We start from the raw sequence: 26281 nt of genomic DNA, 5'->3' as shown, positions 1-26281 counted from the left end.
CAACGTCTCGTCACGGGGCTCCACCGATGGCCCGCGCCTGACTCAGGCCGCGGGCAAACGCGGCAGCGCATCACAAGATGCTCACTCAGGCTCGCTCGGCGTCGCCGGGCCGGACGGGCGGGCGACTGCGCGTGAGTGAGGCCCACTTCGAGACATGCCCTCGTGACCGGGGCCAGTGATCAGTTCGGGGATCCAGGGGCCCTGGGGCGCCCGGTTCAGCGCTGGTGAGCCGGGATCAGGGGCCGGGATCAGGGGCCAGGGTGGGGGTCAGGATGTTAGGCGGACGGGCATGGCCAAGTAGCGGTAGCCGGTGTCTGTCTCTTCGGAGGTGGTCTCCTTCGAGGCGTCTTTTTCGTCGTCGGACGGGGCCTTCTTGTCCGGGATTCCGGTTAGGAGGGCGGCCTTGGTGGGGCCCGCGCATTCGAGGCGGGCGTACTCGGTGTCGATCCCGGCGAGGCCGTCGAGGAGGTACTGAGGCGCGAAGGCGATGTCGAGGTCGTCGCCGCTGAGCCGGACCGCGAGGCTCTCGTTGGCGCGGGCGGAGTCGCCGGTGGCGGCGCGGACGCGGACCTCGTCGGCGGTGAACGCCAGCCGGATGGGCGTGCCGCGCTCGGTGACGAGGGCGGCGCGCTTGATGGTCTCGACGAACGGCGCGACGGGGATCTCGGCGACGGACGACCAGGTGCCGGTGAGCCGGGATCTGTAGTTGATGTACTGGTCGTCCAGGAGGCGGCTGGTCATGCTGCGGCCGCCGCCGGACACGCCGATGAGGGTGTCGGCGACGCCGCCGAGGTCGATGGCGACCTCGGCGCCGCGCTTGATGGCCTTGGCCGTGTCGGCGAGGGTGCGGGCGGGCACGACGACACCGGCGGTGAAGCCGGGGTCGGCGGGCGACCAGGTCAGCTCGCGGGCGGCGATGCGGTAGCGGTCGGTGCAGGCGAGCCACATCGTGTCGCCCTCGATGTCGATCCGGACGCCGGTGAGCATCGGGAGCGTGTCGTCGCGTCCGGCGGCCGGGGTGACCTGGGCGACGGCGGTCGCGAACAGGTCGGCGGGGAGCGTGCCGGCGCGGGCGGGTGGTTCGGGGAGGGTGGGGTAGTCCTCGACGGGGAGCGTCTGCAGGCCGAACTCGGCGGGGCCGCACCGCACGACGACCTCCGAGCCCTTCATGTGGATCTCCACGGGGTGCGGGGGGAGGTTGCGGACGATGTCGGCGAGGAGCCGCCCAGGGACGAGGGCGCGGCCGGGCTCCGCGACGTCGGCGTCCTCCCTGGCGCGGGCGGACACCTCGTAGTCGAACCCGGCCAGGGTCAGCTCGCCCTGCTCGGTGACCTCGATGAGCATGCCCGCGAGGACGGGGAGCGCGGGGCGGGCCGGCAGCGTCCGCGCCGCCCAGGCCACGGCGTCGGCGAGTATCTGCCGGTCGACTCGGAACTCCACCTTCGCCTGCCTTTCCGCGACTGCCGGACGGGCCGCTTTCCGGCCGTGTCACGCACGGTATCCCCGGCCACCGACATTCAGAAAAGGGCGTCCTCCGTGATCTTGGTCTTGCGTTCGAAGTCGAGGAGGTAGCGCTTGCGGTCGAGGCCGCCGCCGTAGCCGGTGAGGTCGCCGGTGGAGCCGACGACGCGGTGGCAGGGGACGATGACGCTCACCGGATTGCGTCCGTTGGCAAGGCCGACTGCACGGGACGCGGACGGTTTGCCCAGCTCGACGGCGAGCTGCCCATAGGTGGTGGTCTCGCCGTAGGGGATCTCTTGGAGCGCCGTCCAGACGCGCTTCTGGAATTCGGTGCCCTGGAGGTTGAGCGGCAGGTCGAACTCGGTCAGGTCACCGGCGAAGTAGGCCGAGAGCTGCTCGGCGGCGGTGGCGAAGGGTTCGGTGTCGGGATCGCCGGGTGCGCCGAACGTTTCCTGGAACGGACGATGCCGCTGCGAATCCATGTAAAGGCCGGACAGGGCACCGTCCAGAGCCACCAACGTCAACGGGCCTACGGGACTGTCCACGATGACGTGCGTCGTCGATTCCATATGGGTTCCTTGGGTTCCTTCCTAGGGCTCAGGATGCGGGAAGCAGGTTGATGGCGTGGTCGCCTGTAGCCCACAGGTATTGGACGGCATAGGCGCGCCACGGACGCCACTGCGCGGCACGTCGTGTCAGGGCCGCGGGCGTCGTGGGCAGGTCGAGTGTCTTGGCGGCGGCGCGGATTCCCAGGTCGGTGGGGATGAACGCGTCCGGGTCTCCTAGGGCGCGCATCGCGATCGACTCGATCGTCCAGGGGCCGAAACCGGGGAGGACGGTCAAGCGCGCGCGGGCCTCCTCCCAGTCGCTCCCAACCCCGAGGTCGATTTCACCGCTCGCGAGTGCGTCGACCAGGGTCATGAGCGTGGTGCGGCGCGCTTTCGGGAAGGCGAGGTCTTCCGGGTCGAGTTTCGCCAAGGCGGACGGGGTCGGGAAGAGGTGTGTCAGTCCCCCGCCTGGGTCGGCTATGGGGTCGCCGTAGGCGGTGACTAGGCGTCCTGCATGGGTGCGGGCCGCGGCCGTGGAGACCTGCTGGCCCAGGACGGCGCGCACGGCGAATTCGGGGGCGTCCACCGTTCGCGGGACGCGCCGTCCAGGAGCCTTGTCGACGAGCGGCGCCAGGACGGGGTCAGTGCGGAGCAGGTCGTCCACGGCGACGGGGTCGGCGTCGAGGTCGAGCATCCAGCGGCAGCGGCTGATCGCGATGGTGAGGTCGCGCAGGTCGCTGAGGGTGAGCGTGCAGGCGATGTGGTCCGGCCGGGGGCGCAGGGTCGCGATGCCGTGCCCGCGGGGGAGCCGCATGGCGCGCCGGTACGCACCGTCCCGCCATTCCTCGACGCCTGGGACGGCGGTAGCGGCGAGATGGCCGAAAAGGTTGTCCGGGCAGAGAGGCGCCCGGAACGGCAGCCGCAACGACAGCGCGCCAGAGCCGGCCGGTGGGTGCCCCTTAGCGACACGCTCGCGCAGAGCGGTCGGCGTTAGGGCGAACACGTCGCGGACGGTCTCGTTGAAGGCCCGGATACTGGCGAACCCTGCGGCGAACGCGACATCACCCATCGGGAGGGGTGTCGTTTCGATGAGGAGCCGTGCCGTCTGAGCGCGCTGGGCCCGCGCCAGGGCGAGTGGGCCCGCACCCAATTCGGCGTTGAGCTGGCGTTCGATCTGGCGTGTGCTGTAGCCGAGCCGCCGTGCAAGACCCGGGACGCCTTCACGGTCGACCACGCCATCGGCGATGAGCCGCATCGCGCGGGCGACGACGTCCGCGCGATGGTTCCATTCCGGCGAGCCTGGGGTGGTGTCGGGCCGGCAGCGCTTGCAGGCCCGGAATCCGGCCTGCTGCGCGGCGGCGGCGCTCGGGTAGAAGCGCATGTTCTCGGGCTTGGGGGCGACGACCGGGCAGCTAGGACGGCAGTAGATCCCGGTGGTGACGACCCCGATGAAGAACCATCCGTCGAACCGGGCGTCCTTGGCCTGGACCGCTCGCAGGCACCTTTCCGCGTCCTCGTGCATGCCCCCAGCATCGCCGAGGTCAGGACAGTCCACTAGCGAGAATCCGACATCAACGTGCGGGTGGTTCAGAGGCGGTGCGGCTCGCTGTGGAAACGGGCGTCGCGGTCGGCGGTCGCCAAGGCGGTGTTGAGGAGCGCGACCACGGCGAAGGCGACCGCCCACGCGGGACGGTCAACGCCGTAGAGAGCAAGGGCCCCGGCACCGAACACCAGAGCCTTCACCAGCAGCACGAACGGGAGCGCGACCTTGTAACGCGCCTTCGGCGCGGCGAACAGTCCCCACAACGTCATCGCGGCGGTCGGCGCACCGATTCCGAGAATGATGCCGATGAGCACGTTTCCGCCGGTTGCGAACCCCCACCAGACGAGCCAGACGATCGTCGCCATCTCCAGCAGAAACGCCAGACCCTCGTTCGTGACGTGCATCGGCCCAGGTAGTCGCACGCCGGTCAGCGTATCCGGCGTGGGCGAGACGCCTTGCAGTGAGGGGCGCTCTGACCAGCGAGACCCGGCGAGAACCCAGCGAGACCCGGCGCCCTGGCCAGGGGGCGCCGCCGTCCACCGGCAGTAGCAGGGCGGAGACCGGCCCTAGGCACCTGGAGCCAGAGGGAAGATCGCTCCCTGGCGTGAAGGCTGTTCGACCCTCGCGTTTCTAGGCTCAACAGCATTCAGACCTTGGGTCAACGGGAGGCAACCGTGCGTCGCCAGCTTTCAGTTCTCGTTCTAGCCGCGGTCGGCGCGACCTCTCTGAGCGCGTGCGGCATGGCCTTCGCTTCGACCTTCGATGACGACGCCGCTCTCAAGGGCGACATCAAGGCGGTGCAACTCGACAACATCGATTCGGGCAGCGTGACGTTGCGCGGCGGCGCGTCCAAGGCGTCACTGAGCCGGAAGGTCGAATACCGCGGGGGCAAACCGACCGGACAGACGCACCGCGTCGAGAACGGTGTCCTGAAACTCCGCGACTGCGGCAAGAACTGCTCGGTGAGCTACACGATCGACCTCCCTGGCCGCGTCCCCGTGGACGGCGTTACGGACAGCGGGTCGATCAAGCTGTCGAGAGTAGGCGCGGTGAACGTGTCGACCGATTCGGGCTCCATCCGCTTGGACGACGTCACCGGATCCGTGAAGGCGAAGACGGACAACGGAAAGATCGAGGGGCGCGGTCTCAAGGGCGACGGCGTCGACGCCCGCACCGACAACGGGAAGATCACCCTCGCCCTGGTCAAAGCGCAGAACATCCGCGCCGTGACGTCCAACGGCGGCGTCACCGTGACCGTCCCCGCGCCGGGCCGCTACCGCGTCTCCGCGCGCACCGACAACGGCGACCGGAAGATCGGGATCCCCGACGACGCGTCCGCCCCGCACCGCCTCGACCTGACCACCGACAACGGCGACATCAACGTCCGATCCGGCGGCTAGCCTCCCCGGCACCTGGCCCCGCGGGCATCGACGGGGGCCTCGCGGGACCAGGTGTCGTGTCCCCGGCGATACCGTGAGTGCGTGGACGAGATCTCCTGGCGGGAGGACGGCCGGGACCAGCGCGTCCGCTGGCGGTCGGAGAGCGGTGCCCCGCCGCCCCGCCGCGTGACGATCGCCGACGACGAGACCCGCGCGGACGACGCCTACCGGCTGGCCTGCGAGGGCACCGCGCTGCTGTGGCGCGGCGACTTCCAGAACGCGCGGCAGCTCCTCAACGCGATGGCACGCCGCATAGACCGTCCTCCGACTAAGGCAAAACAGCGCAAGCGGCAGAAGGCGGAACCGTCCCAGGCGCAGGCTTTCCACCTCTACCGCCAGGCCCGTGCCCAGCGCGCGCGGACGCTTGCCATGCTGCTCATACCGTTCGACCCAGGACACGTGATCCCGCTACGCCGCGCGCCCGACGTCCAAGACGCCTGCACGCAGGTGTACGGGCCGGACGACCAGCCCTACATCGCGTCCTTGCGTGAACTGCTCGGGCTGATCGGCGCCCATGAATGGCGCGAGAAGGGCGTCCCCATTCCCGCGCTGGGCAATGACCGGATACATCCGCACTACGGAGTGTTCTCGCCGGTCAGAGGAGAGTACGTAGACCTCGTCGCCGAAGCGCCGCTCCCAGCAACGACAACGGCCTTCGACATCGGGACAGGCACAGGCGTCCTGGCAGCCGTCCTGGCCCGCCGCGGCATGGAACGAGTCGTCGCCACAGACAACGACCCGCGCGCGCTTGCCTGCGCCCAGGAGAACCTGAACCGCCTGAACGTGGCCAATCAGGTCGACGTCGTCCAGGCCGACCTGTTCCCAGAAGGACGAGCCGGGCTCATCATCTGCAACCCGCCCTGGATCCCGGCGAAACCCGGCTCACCGCTCGAACACGCCGTCTACGACCCGGGCGGCCGGATGCTGCACGGCTTCCTCAACGGCCTCGCCGACCACCTCGAACCGGACGGCGGCGAAGGCTGGCTGATCCTCTCCGACCTGGCCGAACTCCTCGGCCTCCGCACCCGCGACGATCTCCTCGCGCTGATCGGATCGTCCGGCCTGGAGGTCGTCGGACGGCTCGACACCAAGCCGACGCACCCGCGCGCCGCCGACCCCGACGACCCCCTCCACGCCGCCCGCGCCGCCGAGACGACCTCCCTCTGGCGCCTCAGACATGGCTCCGGTGCGCGCTCTCAGGCCCTATGACCTGCAGCAGTTCGAGGGCCTCGATCGTTGGACTCCCCGGCGGCGGCGTGAAGACGACCAGCCGCTGATCTTCGGCCGGGGTGAGCAGGGTCTCCGCGTCGAACTCGATCGCCCCGAGCTCCGGGTGCAGGACCCTCATGCGGCTGGTGCGGCGCACGGCCACCTCATGCCGCTTCCAGAGCGCCGCGAACTCCTCGCTGGCATCGTGCAGCCGCCGGACGAGCGCCGCCGCGACGGCGTCGTTGCCGCGCCGGGCCACACTCGCCCGCAGGTCGGCGACATGCTGGCGGCTGTAGTGGTCGTGCTCGTCCGGCGGGTACGCCTCCCGGACGAACGGGTCGGTGAACCACCGCCACACGATGTTCCGATCGCCGACCTCCACCGTGCACACGCACCCGAACAGAGACTCGGCCATCGCGTTCTGCGCCAGCACGTCCCCAAGGTCCCCGACGATCTGCGCAGGCGTCTCACGCAGCCGATCGAGCAGGTACAGCAACCCCGGCCGGACGTGCTCGCCCGCGAACGGCCCCGCGGGCGGACGATGCCCGGCCAGGACGTACAGATGGTCGCGCTCGTCCTCCGACAGCCGGAGCGCCCGCGCCAGCGCGCCGAGCATCTGCGTCGACGGCTGCGGGCTCCGCGCCTGCTCAAGCCGCATGTAGTAGTCGGCGGACATGCCCGCGAGCTGCGACACCTCCTCGCGCCGCAGTCCCGGCGTGCGGCGCCTCGGCCCGGACGCCAGGCCGACCTCCTGCGGGCGCAGCCGTTCCCGCGACCGGCGGAGGAAGTCGGCGAGTTCGCGGCGGTTCATGTCCATACCGTCCATGTTCCGCCATGTCCGGGACCGCAGCCCGGGATCGCTTGTCCTAGCCAAAGCGGTCCGCTCCTCATCACCGCCCCGCCCGGGCAGCGTTGGACGCATGACGAAACTGACCGTTGGAAACGCCCGCATCACCTACCGCACCGAGGGCTCCGGGCCCGCCGTCGTCCTGGTCCACGGCGTGGGCCCCGGCTCGGCCATGTGGGACGGCTGGTCCGGCGCGCTCGCCGCCGACCACACCGTGATCCTCCCCGACCTCGCCGGTTCCGACCCCGCCGAGGACGACGGCGCACCGCTGACCATCGAGGCCCTCGCCGCCCAGGTCAACGCCGTGATCGAACACTCCGGGGCCGGACGGGCGGGCGTGGTCGGCTTCTCGCTCGGCGCGCCCACGGCCGCCGCTGCCGCCGCGCTGCGTCCGGACCTCGTCCGGCGGCTGGTCCCGGTCGCGGGCCTGAGCCATCTGGGCGACGAGTACGTCCGGCAGCTGATCACCGCTTGGCTGGACCTCGCCGGCGACCCGGTCGCCTTCGGACGCCTGGGCACGCTGACTTCCTTCAGCCCCCGGTTCCTCAACGCGATCGGCCACGACGGCACCGAGCAGCTGCACGGTTTCATGCGCCCGACCGACGCCCGCCTACGCCAGCTCGACCTCGTCCAACGCCTCGACGTCCGCGACCTGCTCCCGCGCATCGAGGCCCCCACCCTCGCCATCGGCTGCACCCTCGACCAGCTAATCCCCGTCGAGAACCACCGCGAATTCGCCCGCGCCATCCCGGGCGCCGAGTACGCCGAACTCGAAACCGGCCACGTGACGATGATGGAACGCCCCGACGACTTCGCGAAACTCGTCCGAGACTTCCTGGACCGCCCCTAGCGCCGTCGCACCTCGCCCGGTACCAACAATGGCACTAGCGGCCGAAGTCGAAGAAGACGTCACCTTGACCGACGTTGTCCGGCTTGGCCGGTGGGCGCGGGTCGGCAACGGGCAACCGCGGCTTGTCACCCACGCGGAACGTAACGTCGTCGACCGGATCGGACACCTGCCTGAACACCTCGGCGACGCGATCGTTGGGCCATCTCGTGGTGCTGTCCCAGGTGGCTCCGGCGAAGTTGTGCACCGCCAGGTATTTCTGGTCGGCGATTGAGCCAGGCCCCATGCCGATCCAGAAGGTGGCGTCCGTGAAATCCGCGCCGGTCAGATCCGCGCCCTTGAAGCCCGCACCCAGGAGATAGCTGCCGGTGAGGGTGGTGCGTACGAGTTTCGCATCGGTGAACTGCGAGAAGCCGCACTCGGGCGCACCACCCAGGTTCAGTCCGGAAAGGTTGGCGTCGCTCAGGTCCGCCCCGCTGAAGTCGGGGACGAGGCCGAGGTCGGCGCCGCGCAGATCGGCTCCGGCGAACGTGGAGTCGGTGAAGTCGACATACAGGCCGTTGCCGTCGGGGCACGCGCCGGACAGATCCGCGTGGCGCAGATCGGCCCCGCTGAGGTCGGCGCGGGTGAGATCGGTGCCGGGCGGAAACCTGACACCGCGAAGGTCGGCTCCCCGGTAATCCCCGCCGACGAGGCGGGCGAGGGCCAGGGCGTCGTTCCTCTCGATCAGCTTGGCGAGATCGGTGCGCTGCCCGGCCGGTGGGGCGGTCCCGGATCGCTCGCCCTTGACGGCGTCCTCCTGGACCAGCGTCCCGTGCAGGGCGTACAGGCACCACCCGTCGCGGTAGCGCATCGCCGGTCCGTCCCGCCGGTGCAGCAGCTTGCCGTCGTGACCGTCCGCACCCCAGGGCGCGATGTGGACTACGGTCGGCCGCTCCAGCACCACGCACACCCGCTCGAACGGCCACCAGCCGCCGCAGGAACCGACGAGATCCGTCCAGAGGGACAGGCGCTGCTCCCACAGCTTCCGACGACGGGCTTTGGCCCGCCACCAACGAGGCTCCCCACCCAGTCGACCCCGCCCTCGGCTCGTATCCTCGCCGAGCACAAGGCCACCGAGCTCGTTCAGGAGGAACGCCCCCGGCGACGGTCCACCATGCGCCTCCGCGATCGCCTCCTCCGAGGGCAGGCGAGGATCACCGTCCGCCGGGAAGGCGGCCGCGGGCGAGTCGATCCAGACCAGCCGTGGCTCCGCCGCGCCGATCAAGCGGTACAGGCCGATGATCGCGGCTTCGGCGGTGGGCCGGTCGGCGGGAGCGGTGGCCCGAGCCTGCCCCGGCCACTCGTGCCCCAGGCGGTAGGCGAGCTTCACCAGCTCCGGAGCCCGTAAGTCCGAGCTGACGTGGATCTCGGTGTTGAACGGGTAAGGCGGCCCCATATCCGCTCTGTATCACGGGCAGTTGAGCACGTCCATGCACCCTTGGCGGGACGAGACACCGAAACACCCACAAGGGCTGCCGCTAAATCCATTCAGGAGAAGACCGGACCGCGCCAGCGGAGGCGGCGGGGCCGATCGGGGTGATCGTACCGGGACATCTTGGAGGTGCTGCAGTCCGCAGGGCGGCCGCTGCGGTCGAGCGCGCAAGTTGTTGCGGAGGGTCCCCTACACCCACCTGTCCGGCTCTCCGGGGTTCCAGCCTTGCTGCAACGTCTGCCTCTCCGTCACCGCGACCCGTGCGGACAGCCACGCGTCATACACTTCGGCCAGGCGCGGCCCGCCGACACCCGAGCGGACCCGGTCGCGGTACACGTGCAGTTCTGACCTGGGCATCCGACCCACCCAGCCGGCGTACTCGATCAGCGTCATCCCCCGGCCGCTGGCCTCCTCCTCGAGGATGGCCCGGTGGTGGTCAGAAAGCCGGTCGATGCGCTCGGGGTGGACTTTCCATCGGATGGGGGTGCCGTCGCGCATCTCGCCCATGGTCCAACCGTCGTAGTCACTCATCGGCAGGGCTCCCGCCTGCGTGTCGCGTAACCATGCCCGGATTGTCATGCCTACGCGAGCGTCTCGCCAGTCCCTCGCGACCAAGGACCACCACACACGGGACACCAGGAGCGACCTCGCCGAAAAGTACGCGACAGCTCGCCATGCGAGCCCACCGGTTACTGCCACGACTCATGTCCGAGCAACTGACGCCTGATGTCCAACCCCACTGACGTTTCCATGTCCAACGACACTCGAGACGAGCCGAACCCAAATCCATTTCTCGCCGCCGGAAGGCACGACCTAAGCTGGACGGCCCCCGACCCGAGGAGCCGCCCATGCCGCCTGCCATCCGTTTCGTCGAGCTGCCGCAATCGGCCATGAAAGCGTTGCTCGACGACGACCTGGCGGGCGCGAGCGCCGCCGCCGGGATCCCGCTCACCGAATATTTCCTCACCGACGAGGCCAAATTCCTCTGGCGATTCCGGCTCGGCCAGCTCGACCGGGAACCCGAACACGCGCGCTGGATCGTCCGCGCCGTCGTCGCCGAACCGGAAGGCGCCGTCGTCGGCCACGCGGGCTTCCACGGCGCCCCGAACACCAGCGGAACGGTCGAGATCGCCTACTCCGTCGACCCCGCCCACCGCCGCCGTGGCTACGCGAAGGCGATGCTCACCGCCCTCCTCGACCGCGCCGCGTCCGAGCCGTCCGTCAGGACGGTCCGCGCGTCGATCAGCCCGGAGAACACCGCGTCCCTGGCCACGATCGCAGGCCACGGCTTCACCGAAGTCGGCGAGCAATGGGACGAGGAAGACGGCCGCGAACTCCTCTTCGAACGCCCCGCCCGCTAGCACTCCCGCAACAGCGAGACGGCCCGCCGCGCCGCGTCGGGGTCGACGGCGGCGAGCGCCTCAAGCAACCCGCCAATGTCACCGGACGACACCACGACACAACAGGTCGCCCGCCAATCCCCGCACTCGTCCCGGACGATCGTCCACCCGGCGAAAAGGGACCGGATCAGCAGCAACGCGACGGCCTCGTCCATCGTCCTCACATCGGCCGGTCTCGGAGGAACCGGTCGATCATCCGCGCCGCCGGTTCGACGTCGTCCCCGCACCGGCACAGGAACCCGTCGCGCCCCTGCCGCGCCTCGTGAAAGCCCCACCCGCCCCCCGGCATCGCCAGGACGCGCAACGTCACGGCGACGTCCGCCCCGTACACCCGGAGCAACGGGACACGAACCGCCACGACCACCGGACGGTAGGTCTGCACGCAGCGCCACCCGCGCCGCTCCAGCGCCGCCGCGAGCCCGTCCAGGTACCGCATGGCGGTGTCACGGTTCCGCTCGGTGCGCCACACCAGGTAACGGTCACGGACGAGACGGCGCACGCCGTATCCGGTCAGCGAAGTCTCGCCCACGTGACCTTCCCGCCTCCGGCCAGCGGACGGACACCCCAGCCGTCCACGAGGTCCGCCAGGAGCGCCATCCCACGACCGTCCAGCGCGGTGTGGCTCTCCGGCCTGACCACCGGCCGCCCGTCGCCGCCGTCCTCCACCTCCACGACCACCCGGCCGTCGCCGTCGTCCACGAACACCCGGACGGTGATCCGCCCCTTCGCGTGCTTGTAGCTGTTCGTGACCAGCTCGCACACCACGAGCCGGCCGATGTAGTCGTCCTCGATACCCCACTCGGCGAACAGCTCGGCGAGAAACCGCCGCGCGAGCTGGGGCGCCTGGACATCGGGTTCGAGGACGAGCGATGGAATCTCCGGAGCGAAAGCGGGAGACAAAAGAATCACCTCGGGGAAATCTGCGATTGCTCTGTCACAGAGCGTTGCCTGCGGCAGGATTCGAGGAGACGCAAAACGCGTGGTCGCAGGCATAATCGCGACTCAGCGTTCACCGGTGTTCATCGTTCGGTCATCGACGATCGGAGGAACGACATGCCGCAACGCCCGAAGACCCTGACCCCCTCGCGCGGCCCCCTCGACCTGTTCGGATCCGAGGTCCGCCGCTACCGCCAGCTCGCGGAACTCTCCCTCGCCCAGCTCTCGGACCAGATCCCGTTCGCCGCGTCCACCATCGGGCAGATCGAGCGCGGCGAGGCCAGCTGCGACCGCGTCTTCGCCGAGGAGTGCGACCGCGTCCTCAACACCCGCGAGGCCCTCTCCCACCTCCACGACGGCCTCTTCGACGGCCGCACCGCCGTGTTCCCCGAACACTTCGCCCAGTGGCCCGAGTACGAGTCCCAGGCCGAGACCTTGCGGTCCTATCAACCACTCGTGATCGACGGCTTGCTGCAAACGCCGAGCTACGCCGAAGTGCTTCTGTACGGCGACGAGCAAGCTGTTCAGGGCCGGATGGACCGGCAGTCCATCCTCACCAGGGACGAACCGCCGCCACCGAGGCTGTACTACGTCCTCCCGGAACGAGTCCTCCGTTCGCGGGTCGGTCCTGCCCAAGTGATGTACGAACAGCTTCACCGGCTCGCCGACGCTGTGTCCCAGCGCCTGTCCATCCAGGTAATTCCAGACGGCACCCCGCATCCGGGCAACTCGGGAGCGTTCGTTCTCGCGACCCTGCCCGGCAACCTTCGGACCGCTTACACTGTCTCCGAGCCGTACGGCAGGATCTTGGACGGACTGACCGACGTCGAGCGACTGCACGAGCGGTTCGCGGACATATCCACGTACGCGCTTCCGGCCGAACTGTCGGCGGTGCTGATCAGGGAGATCGCAGACGAGATATGGAAGCTATGACCCCTCGCCCCGCGTGGCGCAAAAGCAGTTACAGCAGTTCGCAGGGAGACCACTGCATCGAACTGGCCGACCTTGGAAGTGCCATAGGCCTTCGAGACTCCAAGGATCCGTACGGCCCTGACCTGCGGCTCACCCCCGACAACTTCCGCGCTCTCATAGCGGATCTCAAGCGGTAACCTACGAAGCCCTGGCCCCATCGGGCCAGGGCTCAGGAGTCTGCAATGACGAACGCGTGGAGAAAATCCAGCCGTTCCGGTGGGGACGGCTCACACTGCGTGGAACTCGCCCGCTTGTCCGGAGACATCGGCGTCCGAGACTCCAAGGACCCGCACGGACCCAAGCTCCTCATCACCCCCGACACCTTCCGCGCCCTGATGGCGGGCCTCAAGCGGTAACCGCTGGAAAGTCCTTCCGGCGTTTGGACGATGGCGCAGGTCGACCGGGTCGTCAGTGGAACACGAAGCTGCCGTGCCAGCGGCCCCAGCGAGATGACTCGATGCCGTTGCGTTCTGCTGAGCCGTAGAACCGTTTCCCAGGGCGGATCTCGAAGGTGACGAGGCCCCCGCGTTGAAGGGTGATGATTCCGGCGTGGACGGCGGCGAGGCCGATGGAGGAGTCATCGGTGTAGGTCTTGTTACCCCAAACGCTTCCAGCATCGATGCTCCCCCCAGGCGGGAACTCCACAGTGAAGACTTCATAGTCACGGCCACGGAAGGCCGACGCCGTGGCACTCCAGCTCATAGGGCCGACATAGACCGGGCCTGTCGCCTGCGGACCCGCGCCCACGTTCACATGGTTCTCGGGAAATACGAAGCTGCCTTGCCAGTCTCCCCAGGAGGAGGACTCGATGCCGTTGCTTATTGCCGAGCCGTAGGCCCCCTTCCCAGGGCGGATTTCGAAGGTGACGCGGCCTCCGTGTTGGACGGTGATGATTCCGGCGTGGACGGCGGCGAGGCCGATGGAGGAGTCATCGGTGTAGGTCTTGTTACCCCAAACGCTTCCAGCATCGATGCTCCCCCCAGGCGGGAACTCGACAGTGAAGACTTCATAGTCACGGCCACGGAAGGCCGACGCTGTGGCGCTCCAGCTCATAGGGCCGAGATAGACGGGCTCCGCCGTCTGCGAATATGGCGGGTCCTCCGTCACCAGCCGCCGCGTCCGCGCGGTGGACGGCCCCTGCCCCGATGAGGTGGTGCGCAGCCGGTCGGCGAGCGCAGTAGCATCGTCCGGGCGCTGCGCGGGACTCTTTGCCAGCAACTCCACGATGACGTCCTCCAACGCGGAGGGGATCTCGGCGCGCAGCCGACTCGGCGGGACGGGCGTCCTCGACAGGTGCCCCGCCAGAATCGTGCCGGGGGTGTCCCCGGTGAACGGCGGCCTCCCGGTCAACAGGTGGTAGAGGGTGCAGCCCAGCGAATACAGGTCCGCACGTCCGTCCACGGGCTCGTTCGAGAGCTGCTCGGGGGCTGCGTAGGCCAGGGAGGCGTATCCCTGGGCGGTCACGCTGGAGGTGGCGGCGGCGGCTCGGGCGATCCCGAAGTCACAGACCTTGATGCGCCGGTTGTCCAGGAGCATCAGGTTGGCCGGTTTGATGTCGCGGTGCACGATCCCGGCATCATGCGCCACCGCCAGCGCGTCCGCCACCTGTGCCCCCCACTCCACGACCTCGGCGATCCCCAGCCCCTGGGGAGTCGCCTCCAGCTCGGCAGCCAGGTTGCGGCCGGTGAGCAGCTCCATCACCACGAATCGGCACGAGGAGTCGACCCCGACGTCGTGCACCACGGTGATCCCCGGATGCGCCAGCTTCGCGCCGATCTTGGCCTCGCGCTCGAAGAGCCGATTGGCCTGCGCGTCCACCGCACCGGCGCCGAGCAGGACCTTCACGGCAACCTCGCGCTCCAGGCGCTCGTCCAAGCCCCGCCAGACCTCTCCGAAGCCGCCCGCGCCTAGCGGCTGGACCAGCCGGTACCGTCCCGCCAGCACCAGCCCCGAGTTGATCATCCGCCACCCTCCGTACCTCGCTGCGAACCGTCCGATACCGCCCACGTTAGAACAGGCCGCCGGAGAACCCGATCATGCTCTGGCGAACTCCCGGTAGCGTGGGAGCCCCAGCCGGGCCGGGCCGCGGCTCGGCGACGGGAAATGGAGGGCACGCCATGACATCGCTGCCGCCGAATCCGGCATTGGAGCCGCTTGAGCCGCTGGTCGGAGAATGGACGATCCGTGCTCCGGCGTTCGGGGAGGAGGAGACGGCGGTCACGTGCGAATGGCTTGAGGGCGGTGCCTTCCTGCGCATTCACTCTCCGTCGCCGCCGCCCTTCCCGAGCTCCGTGCAGCTCATCAGCCGGGACGACTCCTCCGACACCTACACCGTCCTGTATTACGACTCGCGGGGCGTGTCGCGCGTCTACCAGATGACGTTCGCCGACGGCCTGTGGAAGATGTGGCGGAACGCGCCGGGCTTCGACCAGCGATTCTCCGGGACGATCAGCGACGACGGCCGCACCATTCAGGCCAGCTGGGCGAAGTCGCTCGACAACGAGACCTGGGAACACGATTTCGACCTCATCTACACGAAGGTCGAGTGACCGGTCGGCGTCGGCGCGATCAGCGACGCTCCACAGCGCCCGAAGCGGCCCGGCCTACTAACGCTTCTGTCGTTCGAGCCTGTGCACGTAGCGCAGGGAGATGTTCCGCAGGTCGATGCTGAGTGGGTACGGGTCGTGCTCGTCCAGGATCAGCCTGCGGAGGAACTCGACCATGCCGCAGGGGAAGAGCGTGAAGTCCTTGTCGGTGTGCCGGCCGCAGACCAGGACGGGCCATTGGTCGGGGTCGGGGTCGGTGGTCAGCCAGCACAGGATGTCGGGCCCCGAGGTGACACCCCAGGCGAGGATGTGCTTCGGGTCGATGTCGAGGCCTTCTTGGCCGCCCAGCATCTCCCAGGTGTCACGGACGTTCTCCGTCTCCTCCTCAAAGGTCTCGTCGTCCAGATAGATGCTCTCCTTGGGCAACGGCATGAGGATGACGCCCCCATGACCCCGCCCGTCGGCGGCGCCGAACGAACCGGCGCCATAGACGGACATGAAGGCCATGTAGTCGCGCGGGAACCGCGTGCCCCATCGCGCCTCGGCCGCCGGCCAGTCGATCTCCTCGTCCGCACCGAGATCCGAAGGCAGGATCTTGGTCAGCGCTGCGATACCCGTCGGGTCTTCCACGGCGATCCCTTCGACAACCTGGCCGTGAGCCTACGAGGCCGCACCGACGAGCGTCACAACAGGCGCACCGACGGGCGGCGGATGTCGCCGCCCGCCATGATCCGCTCTGCGCGGGCTAGGTCGTCGCCTTGAGGACGGCCGGGCGCAGGTTGGCGTAGGCCCAGGCCGCGAGCGGGGTGGGCGTCGTGGTGATCACGTCGCGGGGCTGCTCGGGGGCCAGGTCGCGTGTCCCGGCGGACATGCCGACGATGCCGTCCACGGCGCTCGGACTCAGCCCGGCCGAACTCAGCGCCGCCCGGAGATCGTCCTCGCCGACGGCCTCGACCCGGATCGTGCGGTCAAGCACCTCGCTGAGAATGGCCGCGACCTGCTGGAAGCTGAGGTCTTCGGGCCCGTGGACGGCCTGGACCTCGTGGCCCTTCCAGTCGTCGTTGAGCAGGCGTGCGGCGACGACGTCCCCGATGTCGCGCGGGTCGACCCACGCCATCGGCACGTCGGGACGGAACGGCGTGCTCAGAACCCCGGCGGCCAGGCCGTCCAGGTCCATGAACAGGTTGGTGAAGAAGTAGGCGCAGCGCAGGTGCAGCGTGTCGGCGGCGGTGGCGTCCAGCCGCTCCTCGATCCGGGCGAGGCCGTCGATATGTCCGGCTCCGTGGCGCTTCTCCGCGCCGACGCTGCTCAGCAGGACGACCCGTGCGACGTCCCCGGCCTGGGCCGCCTCGATCAGCGGGTCGGCCGTCCGGTCGGACGTCTCGATCGGGTCCTCGGACGAGTGCGGTGTCGGATCGACCCAGAAGACCGTCCGCGCACCCGACGTCGCCTCGCGGACGAACGCGGCGTCGGTCATGTCGCCGCGCCTCACGTCGACGCGCTCGCGGATGGCCGCGTCCAGCCGTGCCGGGTCGCGGACCAGCACCCGCGGCCGGACCCCGGCCTGCAGCAGCAACCGGACCACGCGGGACCCGACCTGCCCGGTCGGAGTGGTAACTACGATCGTCATGGATCCCCCCCTTGTTTCCGTACGGGTCCCCCTAACCTGCCAGCCGGTACCGACACTCCACCTGATCGCCGACGCCTCCGGCACGCTCCTGGCGGCTGACCGCTGATCTGCGCGAAGGCATGCGAAGCCGTTGGGTGATGGGCGCGTTCGCCTTATTCGGCCGGGTGGGCGTCGAGCCAAGCCGTTGCTCTGCGGCGCGACGCTTGGGACAGCCAGGCGTCCTGGACGACCTCGGTCAGCTCCTGCAGCGTGAGCTCACCGATCCGGCTCGCCCGCAGCAGCACCGACCGGTGGCCGTTGAAATGCGGCGTGGTGAAGAACGGCGACGCCTCGTCCTGGACCAGCGCAAGCTTGTCGGACTCGGACGGGACCCAGAACACGATCACGTCCGGGTAGCGCTCGCCCGTGTCGTGATCGACCGCGTCAGGACGCGGAGTGCGGAAGAACACGAACGACTTGCCGCCGACCTGGTAGACGGGGTTCTCGCCCTTCCCATGCTCGACCGTGACGTGAGGCATGCCCAGGGCCAGCTCATGGACGTCCTCGACCCTGGCCCGGCGCGTTCTAGCCGACATACCAGCAGCGTAAGCCGTCCTCCGGACAAAACCGCCCGCCGGCCCGCGACGCCGATGCCTGGCGCGACGCCGAGTGACGGCTCGCGGCGGACGGGCCTGCCACCACAGCGCGGCGGCGCGGCGATCCGGCGGCGCGGCGATCCGGCGGCGCGGCGATCCGGCGGCGCGGGCGATCCGGCGGCGCGGGCGATCCGGCGGCGCGGCGGTGCGGGCGATCCGGCGGCGCGGGCGATCCGGCGGCGCGGCGGCGCGGCGATCCGGCGGCGCGGCGATCCGGCGGCGCGGCGGTGCGGGCGATCCGGCGGCGCGGGCGATCCGGCGGCGCGGCGGCGCGGCGGTGCGGCGGTGCGGCGGTGCGGCGGTGCGGCGGTGCGGCGGTGCGGCGGTGCGGCGGTGCACGATCCGGCGCCGAGGAGGGGCGCGGCGCCCGTAATGCCTGCCGGTCAGCGGGGGTTTGCGGACGTTCCGCCGCTGCCGCAGAGGCGCAGGGTGCTTTGCAGGCACAGGGCCGCAGCCTCATCCGCGGTGAGGCGCCCGCCGGCGATCTCCGCCGCGGCGGCGTGCTGGAGTCCGATGACGGCGGCGGCCAGCCAGCCGGCGGGGGCCGACCGGTCGAAGTCGCCCGCACGCTGGCCACGCTGGATGAGCCGTTCGAGCCGCGGCGGCACGACATCGTGAGGGTCGTTGGTCTTGGGACGCGGAATCCCCGTCAGCGTGGGGTTGAGGATCAGGGGATAGCGGCCGATGAACCGCCACCCGGCATCCAGGAACGCGGCCAGCGCGTCGGCGGGCGGTGCGGTGTCGAGTTCGGCGTCGTCGAGCAGGGCAAGGTATTCGGCGGCCGCGCCCTCGATGAGTGCGGCGATGAGGGCGTCGCGCGAGGGGAAGTGCGCGTAGACGGTCTGGCGGGTGACGTTCGCCCTGGTGGCGATCTCTTCCATGCTCGCGTCGAGCCGCTCGCCGAGCACGATGCGGGCCGCGTTGAGGATGGCGTCGATGCTGCGCCGGGCGTCGGACCGCCGGGGCCGCGCCGCCTTGGCGGAATCGAGCGTGTCACCCATCCCGACGACGATATCCGCCCGGCCGCCACCCCGAAACCTTGACATGCTGTAAGAGATGACTAACTCTTACAGCATGTCAAAGAAAAGCGCGGTGGGAGACAGCCCGGCGATCGAGGCGCACGGCCTGGTCAAGATCTACGGCGAGAACCGGGCGCTGGACGGGCTCGACCTCACCGTCCAGCGCGGCCAGGTATTCGGCTTCCTCGGCTCGAATGGAGCGGGGAAGACAACGACCATCCGCGTCCTGGCCACCCTGACCCGGCCGGACCACGGCACCGCCCGCGTCCTCGGCCACGACGTGATCCGCGAGCGGAACGCGATCCGGGCCCGGGTCGCGGTGACCGGCCAGTTCGCCTCCCTGGACGAGGACCTGACCGGATACGAGAACCTGTCCGTCCTCGGCCGCCTGCACGGCCTGTCCCGTGCCGCCTGCCGGCAGCGCGCCGACGACCTGCTCACCGCCTTCGACCTGACCGGCTCGGCCGCCCGCCCGGTCGGCGGCTACTCGGGCGGGATGCGCCGCCGCCTGGACATCGCGGCCAGCCTGATCGTGCCCCCCGACCTGCTGTTCCTGGACGAGCCGACCACCGGACTCGATCCGCGCAGCCGCGGCCGCGTGTGGGAACTGGTCCGCCGGATCGCCGCGGCGGGGACCACCGTCCTGCTCACCACCCAGTACCTCGAAGAGGCCGACCAGCTCGCCGAGCGCATCGCGGTCATCGACCGGGGCCGGGTCGTGGCCGAAGGCACCAGCGCCCAGCTCAAATCCCGGGTCGGCTCGGGCACGCTGCACGTCCGGCTCCTCGACGGCGATCAGCGTCCGCGGGCGCAGCGGGTACTGACGGCCGCCCTCGACGGGACGGCCCGTCCTCCAGCCCCCACCCGCCACCATTCACCGGATGAGCTCGGCTCGGCGGTCCGTCTCGGCGCCGACTCCCTCACCCTGTCCGTCCCGCTGCCCGCCCCGGCCGACCCGACGGACGTCGCCCGCCTGATCGGCCACGCCATGACCCGCCTGGCCGACGCCCAGGTAGCGGTCGCAGAAGTCACCCTGGGCCAACCCACCCTGGACGAAGCCTTCCTAGCCCTGACCGCCACGGCCACCGCCACCGCCACGGCCGCCAGCGCCGCCGCCGCCGAGCGGGAGGACATGAGCGCATGAGCAGCCCAGCCGCCACCGTCGTCTCGCACCCCGCCGGGACGGAGTCCGACCAGATCGACATCCTGCTCACGGCCACCCGCCCGCACCGCCGCCCAGGGGCGCTCACCGCCTCCGCGACCTACTTCCGCCGCGCCCTCCTCAAGATCAAGCACGACCCCAAGCAGCTCGTGGACTCGGTGGCCATCCCGATCCTTTTCACCGTGCTGTTCACGTACCTCTTCGGCGGCGCCGTCAGCGGCTCGCCCGGCGCCTACCTTGAGGTCCTCCTGCCGGGGACGCTGACCATGAGCATCGCCATCGTCACCATGTACGGCGGCGCCCGCCTCGCCCAGGACGTGACGACCGGAGCGTTCGAACGCTTCGGCTCCCTGCCGGTCTGGCGCGGCGCGTTCGTGGTCGGCGGCCTGCTCAGCGACGCCGCCCGCTACCTCTTCGCGTCCGCCATCGTGGTGGGCCTCGGACTGACCATGGGCTACCGGCCGGGCGGCGGCGCACCGGGCGTGCTCGCCGCAGTGGCCCTGATCGTCGCCTTCGGGCTCTCGCTCTCCCTGCTGTGGGCGGCGGTCGCGCTGCTCGTGCGCGACCCGGCCGTCGTCATCAGCATCGCCAACATCGTGCTCATGCCGCTCTCGTTCGCCAGCAACATCTTCGTCGAACCCGAGACCATGCCCGGCTGGCTCCACGCCTTCGTGGACGTCAACCCGCTCAGCCACGCCGCGACCACGGCCAGGGACCTCATGAACGACACGGGCGGCACCGGCGGATCACTGGCCTGGACGCTGCTGGCGACCGCCACACTCACCGCGGTGTGCGCCCCGCTCACCCTCCACCTCTACGCCAAACAACGCTGACCAGCGGCTATTGCGCCATATCGACGAAGCGGCTGTAGTGGCCCTGGAAGGCGACGGTCACGGTGGCGGTGGGGCCATTACGGTGCTTGGCCACGATCAGGTCGGCCTCGCCCGCCCGTGGCGACTCCTTCTCGTAGGCGTCCTCCCGATGCAGCAGGATCACCATGTCGGCGTCCTGCTCGATCGACCCCGATTCACGCAGGTCGGACACCATGGGTTTCTTGTCCGTCCGCTGCTCGGGACCTCGGTTGAGCTGCGACAGCGCGATGACCGGAACGCCCAGCTCCTTGGCCAGCAGCTTCAGCGAACGGGAGAACTCCGACACCTCGACCTGGCGGCTCTCGACGCGCTTCCCCGACGTCATCAGCTGCAGATAGTCGACGATCACCAGGCGCAGGTCGTGCTGCTGCTTCAGCCGACGGCACTTGGCCCGGATCTCCATCATCGACATGTTCGGCGAATCGTCGATGAACAGCGGCGCCTCGGCGACCTCGCTCATCCGGCGCGCGAGGCGCGTCCAGTCTTCGTCCTGCATGGTGCCGGACCGCATCGCGTGCAGCGCCACCCGCGCCTCCGCCGACAGCAGCCGCATCGTGATCTCGTTCCGCCCCATCTCCAGGCTGAAGAACGCCGACGTCAACCCATGCTTGATAGAAGCCGCCCGCGCGAAGTCGAGCGCGAGGGTGGAATTGTGCGTCGGGATGCAGGACCGTCCGGCCAGGTACATGTGGTCGGCATTGTCGACCTGGACGCACCGCACCGGCACGCTCTCGACCGGCCGGACGTCCACGATGTACCGCACCCGCGCATTCGGATCGACGACCGCGCGCTGCCGCGCCGCCTTCCGCGGCAACCGGAACACCGTCTCCGCAGGCGTGAAATCAATGCGGTAGGAGGTGGACGTCTCCGGCGAACGCCCCTTGACCTTCTTGGTCGTCATCGTCGCGCGATAGCCAAGACTGAGAATCAGCTCGTGGGCGCCTTCGGCAAGCCGCTTGTTGACGAACGCGAGCTGGACCTGCCCGATCTCTGACACGTATCCGTCGGTGTCGAGCAACCCCGCCAGCAACGCCCGCCGCTGCTCCTCAGACGCCCGCAAATACGGAGCTGGGATGTGCTTGTTCCGCCACAAACCCGCTGCTTTGATCTTGCGAGTGAGCCTCGGGAGACCGAACTGCCCCGGAGTGAGGCCCCGCTTGACGGGCTGTCCACCTGCTTCGATCTCCTCCAGAATCTCCTTGTCGAAGCACGTTATGCCACCCTCCCAGCTGCACCCGTCCCCGAGCCATGCCCCGAGCAGATAAGGCTCGATAGGAAGGTCCGCCTCCGGAAGCTGGAAGGGAGCAGCCACCTCAACGGCATGGTTCGGGCGATCGTCGCCATCGCAACGTACGCTCGCGGCGATTTCTTCGGTCGTCTTGATCGGCCGGTGCCGCGCCGTGGTAGCAGAGTTCTTCGGACGCGCTGCTCGGTGCAACAGTCCTCGGTAGAGACTCGTGCATTCGTAACGGGGCTGTCGCTTCGAGATGCTGGTGTCAGCCTCGCCGCGGTGCCCCAGTTGCCGGGTGACCGCGTGCAGCGCGTGTCTGAACTCCGCCCCGACCTCGGCTACCGCCTGTCGACGCGAGACAAGCCTGGAGGGGTGCTCGTTGGCATCGGCGGTCGCCCACCGAACTCGGTTGATCGCCTCGTCGGACCAGTAGTAGGCCGTCTTCTTCGCACTCTCCTGACGGCGGCTGGCGCGGGTCGTAGTGCGCCACTGGTGCTGGGCGTCGGCCACAATCACCTCGCCGTCCGAGAACTCGATCTCGTAGCAGGGACGGCCGTGCATGACCTCGGTCGCGGCAACGACACGTGTCGGTTTGCCATCGGCTCCGATCAAGTAGTCGCCGACGGATACCTCACCCATGGTGGTCCACCCAAATGGGGTAGGAAGGGGCGTATCCAGACTTGTCGCCTTTCCCATGGCAGGTCTTGCAGCGACCACGATCATCTGCCCTGCATGGAGGCCGTTGGTGAGGGCGTCGAGGTCGGCGAAGCCGGTGGGGCAGCCGACCATCTGGCCGCCGCGGCTGCCGATGGCCTCGATCTCGTCCAGGGCACCGGGCATGATCTCGCTGAGGGCGACGTAGTCTTCGCCGGCGCGCTTCTCGGCGATGGCGAAGACCTCGGCCTGGGCGCGGTCGAGGACCTCATCGGCGTCCGCACCATCGGCGGCGTAGCCCATCTGGACGATGCGGGTGCCGGTCTCGACCAGCCGCCGCAGGATGGCCCGCTCGTGGACGATCTTGGCGTAGTACCCGGCGTTGGCCGCCGTGGGCACGAGGGAGATCAGGGTGTGCAGGTAGGGGGCGCCGCCGATGCGGCCGATCTCGCCGTTCTTGGTGAGCTCGCCCGCGACCGTGACGGCGTCGGCGGGGTCGCCACGGCCGTAGAGGTTGAGGATGGTGTCGTAGACGATCTGGTGTGCCGGACGGTAGAAGTCGGGCGTGCGCAGGAGCTCGATGACCTCTGCGATGGCGTCCTGGGAGAGCAGCATTCCGCCGAGGACGCCCTGCTCGGCGGAGATGTCATGCGGTGGGGTGCGTTCGAACTCGGGTTCGGACGGTCCAATCTCGGCCACGCTCACCGTCGCACCCCCTTCATCGCCGGTCGACGGCGGCCCCGTCCGCCTCATCGCCGACCGTTCATCTCACGTCTACCGGAAGCGTCCGACATTCTCGCGAGGGCACGCGGCCGGGAGCAAAGCGTCCTGTGGACAAACCTGTGGACCGCCTGTGCAGACACGCCGATTCCGTTGTGCACGACCTGTGGACAACTTTGTGGATTCTTCGTGGACGGTGCCGGTCGTAGCGTTCTGAAGTGCGGAAACGTCATCCACCGGGTGTGCGGGAAAGAAAGTTCGCTATGTAAGGTGTGAAGTTTTTATGTGAGTTACATGCTGGTAGCCTCGACGCGGTGTCCACTCCCCGGCGGCTCGCGTCCGCGCACGACCGCGAGATCCTGCGCCTCGCCGTGCCGGCCTTCGGCGCGCTCGTCGCCGAACCCCTCTTCCTGCTGTCGGACACGGCGATCGTCGGGCATCTCGGCACAGCGCCGCTGGGCGGTCTCGGAGTCGCCGGTCAGGCCCTGAGCACGCTGGTCTACCTGTGCGTCTTCCTCGCCTACGGGACGACGGCCGGGGTGGCACGGCAGGTCGGCGCCGGGGATCTGCGCGCGGCGGTCCGGCAGGGCATCGACGGGATGTGGCTCGCGCTCGCCATCGGCGCGGCGCTGATCGTGGTCGGCTTGCCGCTGGTTCCCAGTGTGGTGGAGGCGTTCGGCGCGTCCCCGGATGTCGCTCCGTATGCCGAGACCTACCTTCGGGTCAGCCTGTTCGGGATCCCCGGAATGCTGATCGTCCTGGCCGGGACGGGCGTGCTGCGCGGCCTCCAGGACACGCGGACGCCGCTCATCGTGGCGATCGGCGGGTTCTCGTTGAACCTGCTGCTCAATGTGGTGTTCGTGCTCGTCCTGGAGTGGGGGATCGCGGGTTCGGCGTGGGGCACCGTCGTCGCGCAGACGGCCAGCGCGGCCGTCTATGTCGTGGTGGTGCTGCGGGCGGCCCGGCGGTATGGGGCTCCAGTTCGTCCGGACATGGACGGGTTGCGGACGTCCGCGACGGCGGGCTTCGGCCTTCTCGTCCGGACGGCGGCGCTGCGCATCGTCCTGATCGTCGGGACGTCGATCGCGGCGCGGATGGGCGACGAGGAGATCGCCGCCTACCAGGTCGGATTCCAGGTGTGGACGCTCCTGGTCTTCGCCCTCGACGCGATCGCGATCGCCGGGCAGGCGATCACCGGGCGCTACCTGGGCGCGTCCGATCTGGCGGGGACGCGGGCCGTCACGCGCCGGATGGTGTGGTGGGGCGTCGTCTGCGGCGTCGTCTTCGGGCTGGCGATCCTCGCGGTCCGGCCGTGGCTGCCCGACCTGTTCACGTCGGACGGCGACGTCCGGGACCTGCTGCTCGCCTCGCTGCTGATCGTGGCCGTGCTGCAACCGGTCGCGGGCGTGGTGTTCGTCCTGGACGGCATCCTGATCGGCGCGGGCGACGGCGCGTACCTGGCGGTGACGACGTTTGTCGCGACGGTCGTCTTCCTGCCCGTGGCGGTCGTCCTCTACCGGGTGGACGCGGGACTCACCGGGCTCTGGGCGGCGATCGGCCTGTGGATGCTGACCCGGATGCTCACGCTGGCCCTGCGCGCTCGCGGCGACCGCTGGATGGTCACGGGCGCCGTCCGCTAGCAGGGACTGCGAATTTCTTGAACCGCACCCGCAACGGCCATCACACTCGCTACTATTCGAACATGTGTTCCACGCACGGCGAGCGGATGGCCCGGCTGACGCAGGCGATCGATGACCTGGCAGCGGAGGGCCTGGCCGGGTTGCCTCCCGAAACCCTGGTGGAGCGGGTCGCGGGCATCTGGTCGCTCGTCGAGGGCATCGATCCCGAGATCGCCCGCCGCCGGACGCGCTACACCACCCCCGAAACCTGACGCCCCGCCCCCGATCACCTCGACGCCGAGCCGCGCCCACCGCCCGACGGCCAGCACGGTCGGCGGCCAGCACGGTCGACGCGGTCGGCGGGCGGCACGGCCAGCACGGGCGACACGGCCAGCACGGGCGGCGCGGTCGGCGGTCGGCACGGCCAGCACGGGCGGCGCGGTCGGCGGTCGGCACGGCCAGCACGGGCGGCGCGGTCGGCGGTCGGCACGGCCAGCACGGTCGACGCGGGCGGCGCGGTCGGCGGCCGGCACGATCGGCGCTGGCGGCGGTCGGCGCTGGCGGCGCGACTCAGGTCGGGTCAGGTCAGGTCGTCCAGGTTCGGCAGGCCGGACAGGAGGCCCTCGTCTCCGGTGGCGTTGTCGGGCGGCCCCGAACCCCCGTCGAGGCGCTTCGTCACGGCGCGGCGGAGGGCGGGCAGGCGGGCGTAGAGAACGTCGCCGGGGCAGGCGGTCTTGTTGTAGTCGCGGTGCCCGACGATGGCCTTGGACGGTTCCAGGTCGTACGACCGGCAGAGCCAGGCGCACACCTCCACCAGCGAACTCCACAGGCGGCGCGGGACCGCCTTCGTCATGTACGTGCCCTCGTTCTCGATCCCGATCGTGTGCTCGTTGTGGTGCAGGACCTGCGCGCCTATGGCCAGGTCACCGTTCCGGATGGCTTTGAGGCTCCTGTTCCGGCCCTCCATCACGAAGCCGCCGCGACTGATGGTGAGCTGCTGACCGGCGTCGTCCCAGCGGTTCCGGTCCATGTGGATGTCCTGGATGAGCCGGGACAGGGCGAACGCGTGGGCGCGCGAACGGTCCCTGGAGTTCGGCGTGGCGGTGTGGTGCACGACGATGTGGTCGGGACGGCGGCCGGTCATCTTGGCCGGACGGCGCGGCGCACGCGCGTTCCATTGAGCGCGGGTGTACACGCGCGGGGCGTCCGCCGTGAAGAGCACGCTTTCCTCAGCTCCGGGGCGTTCGCCCGGCCCCGCGGATCCCGGCCCGGTACGCCCGGCGGAAAGATCGGCTGCCATGGCCTCATTCTGGACGGAAGGCGCCGCGGACAGCATCTCCAGCAGCCCGGCCCCCACGACGCCCCCGATGAGCGAGCGTCGCGTCACCGGCGAACGCCGCGTCACCCGCGAACGATCACCTTCCCCGCCGAGCGCCTCCTCGCCGACCTCCGCGCCCTCCTCCGAACATGCGTTCACGGCCGCCCCCCTTCATCCCGCAAGGTCCTGCTTACGGAAC

Annotated in this window: 30 protein-coding genes; 13 read left to right on the top strand and 17 right to left on the bottom strand. The window is 69.7% G+C overall.

Annotated features, from left to right (window positions below; genetic code table 11):
* Nucleotides 1-267: 267 nt before the first annotated feature.
* From dnaN to ACH34S_RS30875, 4 genes are all read right to left on the bottom strand, one after another.
* Entirely contained in the window at nt 268-1440 is a 1173-nt protein-coding gene (dnaN, locus tag ACH34S_RS30890) for a DNA polymerase III subunit beta (protein WP_395956366.1), read from the bottom strand.
* Between the two features lie 77 nt (nt 1441-1517).
* Nucleotides 1518-2030, bottom strand: coding sequence for a methylated-DNA--[protein]-cysteine S-methyltransferase (locus ACH34S_RS30885; protein ID WP_395956365.1), 513 nt, complete (start codon nt 2028-2030; stop codon nt 1518-1520).
* A gap of 28 nt (nt 2031-2058) precedes the next feature.
* The gene (locus tag ACH34S_RS30880; RefSeq protein WP_395956364.1) at nt 2059-3531 is read right to left on the bottom strand and encodes an AlkA N-terminal domain-containing protein; all 1473 of its coding nucleotides are present in this window, start codon (nt 3529-3531) and stop codon (nt 2059-2061) included.
* Between the two features lie 65 nt (nt 3532-3596).
* Nucleotides 3597-3974 (bottom strand): YrdB family protein, encoded by a 378-nt coding sequence (locus ACH34S_RS30875; protein WP_395956363.1) that lies wholly within the window; start codon nt 3972-3974, stop codon nt 3597-3599.
* A gap of 318 nt (nt 3975-4292) precedes the next feature.
* On the opposite strand from ACH34S_RS30875, the gene ACH34S_RS30870 reads away from it, so the two are divergent.
* On the top strand, nt 4293-4952 hold the full coding sequence (locus ACH34S_RS30870; protein ID WP_395956362.1) for a DUF4097 family beta strand repeat-containing protein: 660 nt from the start codon (nt 4293-4295) through the stop codon (nt 4950-4952).
* 81 nt (nt 4953-5033) lie between these two features.
* Nucleotides 5034-6200, top strand: a complete 1167-nt coding sequence (locus ACH34S_RS30865) for a methyltransferase (protein ID WP_395956361.1) — start codon at nt 5034-5036, stop codon at nt 6198-6200.
* On the opposite strand, the gene ACH34S_RS30860 is transcribed toward ACH34S_RS30865, so the two are convergent.
* Nucleotides 6163-7017 (bottom strand): helix-turn-helix transcriptional regulator, encoded by an 855-nt coding sequence (locus ACH34S_RS30860; RefSeq protein WP_395956360.1) that lies wholly within the window; start codon nt 7015-7017, stop codon nt 6163-6165. The two genes, ACH34S_RS30865 and ACH34S_RS30860, sit on opposite strands and share 38 nt — an antisense overlap.
* A gap of 103 nt (nt 7018-7120) precedes the next feature.
* Between ACH34S_RS30860 and ACH34S_RS30855 the strand changes: the two genes are divergently transcribed.
* Complete coding sequence (locus ACH34S_RS30855; RefSeq protein WP_395956359.1) at nt 7121-7897, top strand: alpha/beta fold hydrolase; 777 nt, start codon at nt 7121-7123, stop codon at nt 7895-7897.
* A gap of 34 nt (nt 7898-7931) precedes the next feature.
* Here ACH34S_RS30855 and ACH34S_RS30850 read toward each other — a convergent pair whose 3' ends face one another.
* Both ACH34S_RS30850 and ACH34S_RS30845 read right to left on the bottom strand, forming a co-directional pair.
* Nucleotides 7932-9332 carry a pentapeptide repeat-containing protein gene (locus ACH34S_RS30850; RefSeq protein ID WP_395956358.1) on the bottom strand — a complete coding sequence of 467 codons (1401 nt, stop codon included), beginning with the start codon at nt 9330-9332 and terminating at the stop codon, nt 7932-7934.
* Nucleotides 9333-9557: 225 nt separating this feature from the next.
* The gene (locus ACH34S_RS30845) at nt 9558-9899 is read right to left on the bottom strand and encodes a hypothetical protein (protein WP_395956357.1); all 342 of its coding nucleotides are present in this window, start codon (nt 9897-9899) and stop codon (nt 9558-9560) included.
* Nucleotides 9900-10216: 317 nt separating this feature from the next.
* Between ACH34S_RS30845 and ACH34S_RS30840 the strand changes: the two genes are divergently transcribed.
* On the top strand, nt 10217-10729 hold the full coding sequence (locus tag ACH34S_RS30840; protein WP_395956356.1) for a GNAT family N-acetyltransferase: 513 nt from the start codon (nt 10217-10219) through the stop codon (nt 10727-10729).
* On the opposite strand, the gene ACH34S_RS30835 is transcribed toward ACH34S_RS30840, so the two are convergent.
* The 3 genes from ACH34S_RS30835 to ACH34S_RS30825 are packed head-to-tail and all read right to left on the bottom strand — an operon-like array spanning nt 10726 to nt 11668.
* Nucleotides 10726-10923 carry a hypothetical protein gene (locus ACH34S_RS30835; protein ID WP_395956355.1) on the bottom strand — a complete coding sequence of 66 codons (198 nt, stop codon included), beginning with the start codon at nt 10921-10923 and terminating at the stop codon, nt 10726-10728. The two genes, ACH34S_RS30840 and ACH34S_RS30835, sit on opposite strands and share 4 nt — an antisense overlap.
* Nucleotides 10924-10928: 5 nt before the next feature.
* Complete coding sequence (locus ACH34S_RS30830) at nt 10929-11297, bottom strand: hypothetical protein (RefSeq protein ID WP_395956354.1); 369 nt, start codon at nt 11295-11297, stop codon at nt 10929-10931.
* Nucleotides 11279-11668, bottom strand: coding sequence for an ATP-binding protein (locus ACH34S_RS30825; RefSeq protein WP_395956353.1), 390 nt, complete (start codon nt 11666-11668; stop codon nt 11279-11281). Before ACH34S_RS30825 ends, ACH34S_RS30830 begins: the two co-directional genes overlap by 19 nt.
* 153 nt (nt 11669-11821) lie before the next feature.
* On the opposite strand from ACH34S_RS30825, the gene ACH34S_RS30820 reads away from it, so the two are divergent.
* The 3 genes from ACH34S_RS30820 to ACH34S_RS30810 are packed head-to-tail and all read left to right on the top strand — an operon-like array spanning nt 11822 to nt 13032.
* The gene (locus ACH34S_RS30820) at nt 11822-12637 is read left to right on the top strand and encodes a Scr1 family TA system antitoxin-like transcriptional regulator (protein ID WP_395956352.1); all 816 of its coding nucleotides are present in this window, start codon (nt 11822-11824) and stop codon (nt 12635-12637) included.
* Complete coding sequence (locus ACH34S_RS30815; RefSeq protein ID WP_395956350.1) at nt 12625-12813, top strand: DUF397 domain-containing protein; 189 nt, start codon at nt 12625-12627, stop codon at nt 12811-12813. Before ACH34S_RS30820 ends, ACH34S_RS30815 begins: the two co-directional genes overlap by 13 nt.
* A 45-nt stretch (nt 12814-12858) precedes the next feature.
* A complete protein-coding gene (locus tag ACH34S_RS30810; RefSeq protein ID WP_395956349.1) occupies nt 12859-13032 on the top strand; it encodes a DUF397 domain-containing protein in 174 nt (57 codons plus the stop codon).
* 52 nt (nt 13033-13084) lie between these two features.
* On the opposite strand, the gene ACH34S_RS30805 is transcribed toward ACH34S_RS30810, so the two are convergent.
* Nucleotides 13085-14638, bottom strand: a complete 1554-nt coding sequence (locus tag ACH34S_RS30805) for an LCCL domain-containing protein (RefSeq protein ID WP_395956348.1) — start codon at nt 14636-14638, stop codon at nt 13085-13087.
* Between the two features lie 155 nt (nt 14639-14793).
* Here ACH34S_RS30805 and ACH34S_RS30800 point away from each other — a divergent pair, with 155 nt between their 5' ends.
* On the top strand, nt 14794-15225 hold the full coding sequence (locus tag ACH34S_RS30800) for a hypothetical protein (protein ID WP_395956347.1): 432 nt from the start codon (nt 14794-14796) through the stop codon (nt 15223-15225).
* A gap of 57 nt (nt 15226-15282) precedes the next feature.
* Here ACH34S_RS30800 and ACH34S_RS30795 read toward each other — a convergent pair whose 3' ends face one another.
* The 3 genes from ACH34S_RS30795 to ACH34S_RS30785 all read right to left on the bottom strand — a co-directional run bounded on the left by ACH34S_RS30795 (nt 15283) and on the right by ACH34S_RS30785 (nt 17427).
* Nucleotides 15283-15852: an SMI1/KNR4 family protein gene (locus ACH34S_RS30795; protein WP_395956346.1), complete on the bottom strand. Its 570-nt coding sequence runs from the start codon at nt 15850-15852 to the stop codon at nt 15283-15285.
* A 115-nt stretch (nt 15853-15967) separates the two neighbouring features.
* Complete coding sequence (locus ACH34S_RS30790) at nt 15968-16852, bottom strand: NAD(P)H-binding protein (RefSeq protein WP_395956345.1); 885 nt, start codon at nt 16850-16852, stop codon at nt 15968-15970.
* 152 nt (nt 16853-17004) lie between these two features.
* Nucleotides 17005-17427, bottom strand: coding sequence for an MmcQ/YjbR family DNA-binding protein (locus ACH34S_RS30785; protein WP_395956344.1), 423 nt, complete (start codon nt 17425-17427; stop codon nt 17005-17007).
* Nucleotides 17428-17500: 73 nt separating this feature from the next.
* Here ACH34S_RS30785 and ACH34S_RS30780 point away from each other — a divergent pair, with 73 nt between their 5' ends.
* The gene (locus ACH34S_RS30780) at nt 17501-17860 is read left to right on the top strand and encodes a hypothetical protein (RefSeq protein ID WP_395956342.1); all 360 of its coding nucleotides are present in this window, start codon (nt 17501-17503) and stop codon (nt 17858-17860) included.
* A 10-nt stretch (nt 17861-17870) separates the two neighbouring features.
* Here the strand turns inward: ACH34S_RS30780 and ACH34S_RS30775 are convergent, their stop codons facing one another.
* On the bottom strand, nt 17871-18488 hold the full coding sequence (locus tag ACH34S_RS30775) for a TetR/AcrR family transcriptional regulator (protein ID WP_395956341.1): 618 nt from the start codon (nt 18486-18488) through the stop codon (nt 17871-17873).
* Nucleotides 18489-18561: 73 nt separating this feature from the next.
* Here ACH34S_RS30775 and ACH34S_RS30770 point away from each other — a divergent pair, with 73 nt between their 5' ends.
* Both ACH34S_RS30770 and ACH34S_RS30765 read left to right on the top strand, forming a co-directional pair.
* Nucleotides 18562-19650 carry an ATP-binding cassette domain-containing protein gene (locus ACH34S_RS30770; RefSeq protein ID WP_395956340.1) on the top strand — a complete coding sequence of 363 codons (1089 nt, stop codon included), beginning with the start codon at nt 18562-18564 and terminating at the stop codon, nt 19648-19650.
* The gene (locus ACH34S_RS30765; RefSeq protein ID WP_395956339.1) at nt 19647-20501 is read left to right on the top strand and encodes an ABC transporter permease; all 855 of its coding nucleotides are present in this window, start codon (nt 19647-19649) and stop codon (nt 20499-20501) included. The genes ACH34S_RS30770 and ACH34S_RS30765 overlap by 4 nt, the downstream gene beginning before the upstream one ends.
* A gap of 7 nt (nt 20502-20508) precedes the next feature.
* Here ACH34S_RS30765 and dnaB read toward each other — a convergent pair whose 3' ends face one another.
* Nucleotides 20509-23130, bottom strand: coding sequence for a replicative DNA helicase (gene dnaB / locus ACH34S_RS30760; protein ID WP_395956338.1), 2622 nt, complete (start codon nt 23128-23130; stop codon nt 20509-20511).
* Between the two features lie 329 nt (nt 23131-23459).
* Between dnaB and ACH34S_RS30755 the strand changes: the two genes are divergently transcribed.
* Both ACH34S_RS30755 and ACH34S_RS30750 read left to right on the top strand, forming a co-directional pair.
* Nucleotides 23460-24785, top strand: coding sequence for an MATE family efflux transporter (locus ACH34S_RS30755; RefSeq protein WP_395956337.1), 1326 nt, complete (start codon nt 23460-23462; stop codon nt 24783-24785).
* 62 nt (nt 24786-24847) lie between these two features.
* Nucleotides 24848-25036 (top strand): hypothetical protein, encoded by a 189-nt coding sequence (locus ACH34S_RS30750; protein WP_052357975.1) that lies wholly within the window; start codon nt 24848-24850, stop codon nt 25034-25036.
* A 308-nt stretch (nt 25037-25344) separates the two neighbouring features.
* Here ACH34S_RS30750 and ACH34S_RS30745 read toward each other — a convergent pair whose 3' ends face one another.
* Entirely contained in the window at nt 25345-26241 is an 897-nt protein-coding gene (locus tag ACH34S_RS30745) for a peptidoglycan recognition family protein (protein WP_395956336.1), read from the bottom strand.
* Nucleotides 26242-26281: the final 40 nt, after the last annotated feature.

The organism is Actinomadura sp. 3N508 (genome assembly GCF_044326375.1).
GTDB lineage: Bacteria > Actinomycetota > Actinomycetes > Streptosporangiales > Streptosporangiaceae > Spirillospora.
The sequence above is the reverse complement of the archived record's forward strand: the minus strand, read 5'-3'. Positions and strand labels throughout refer to the sequence as shown.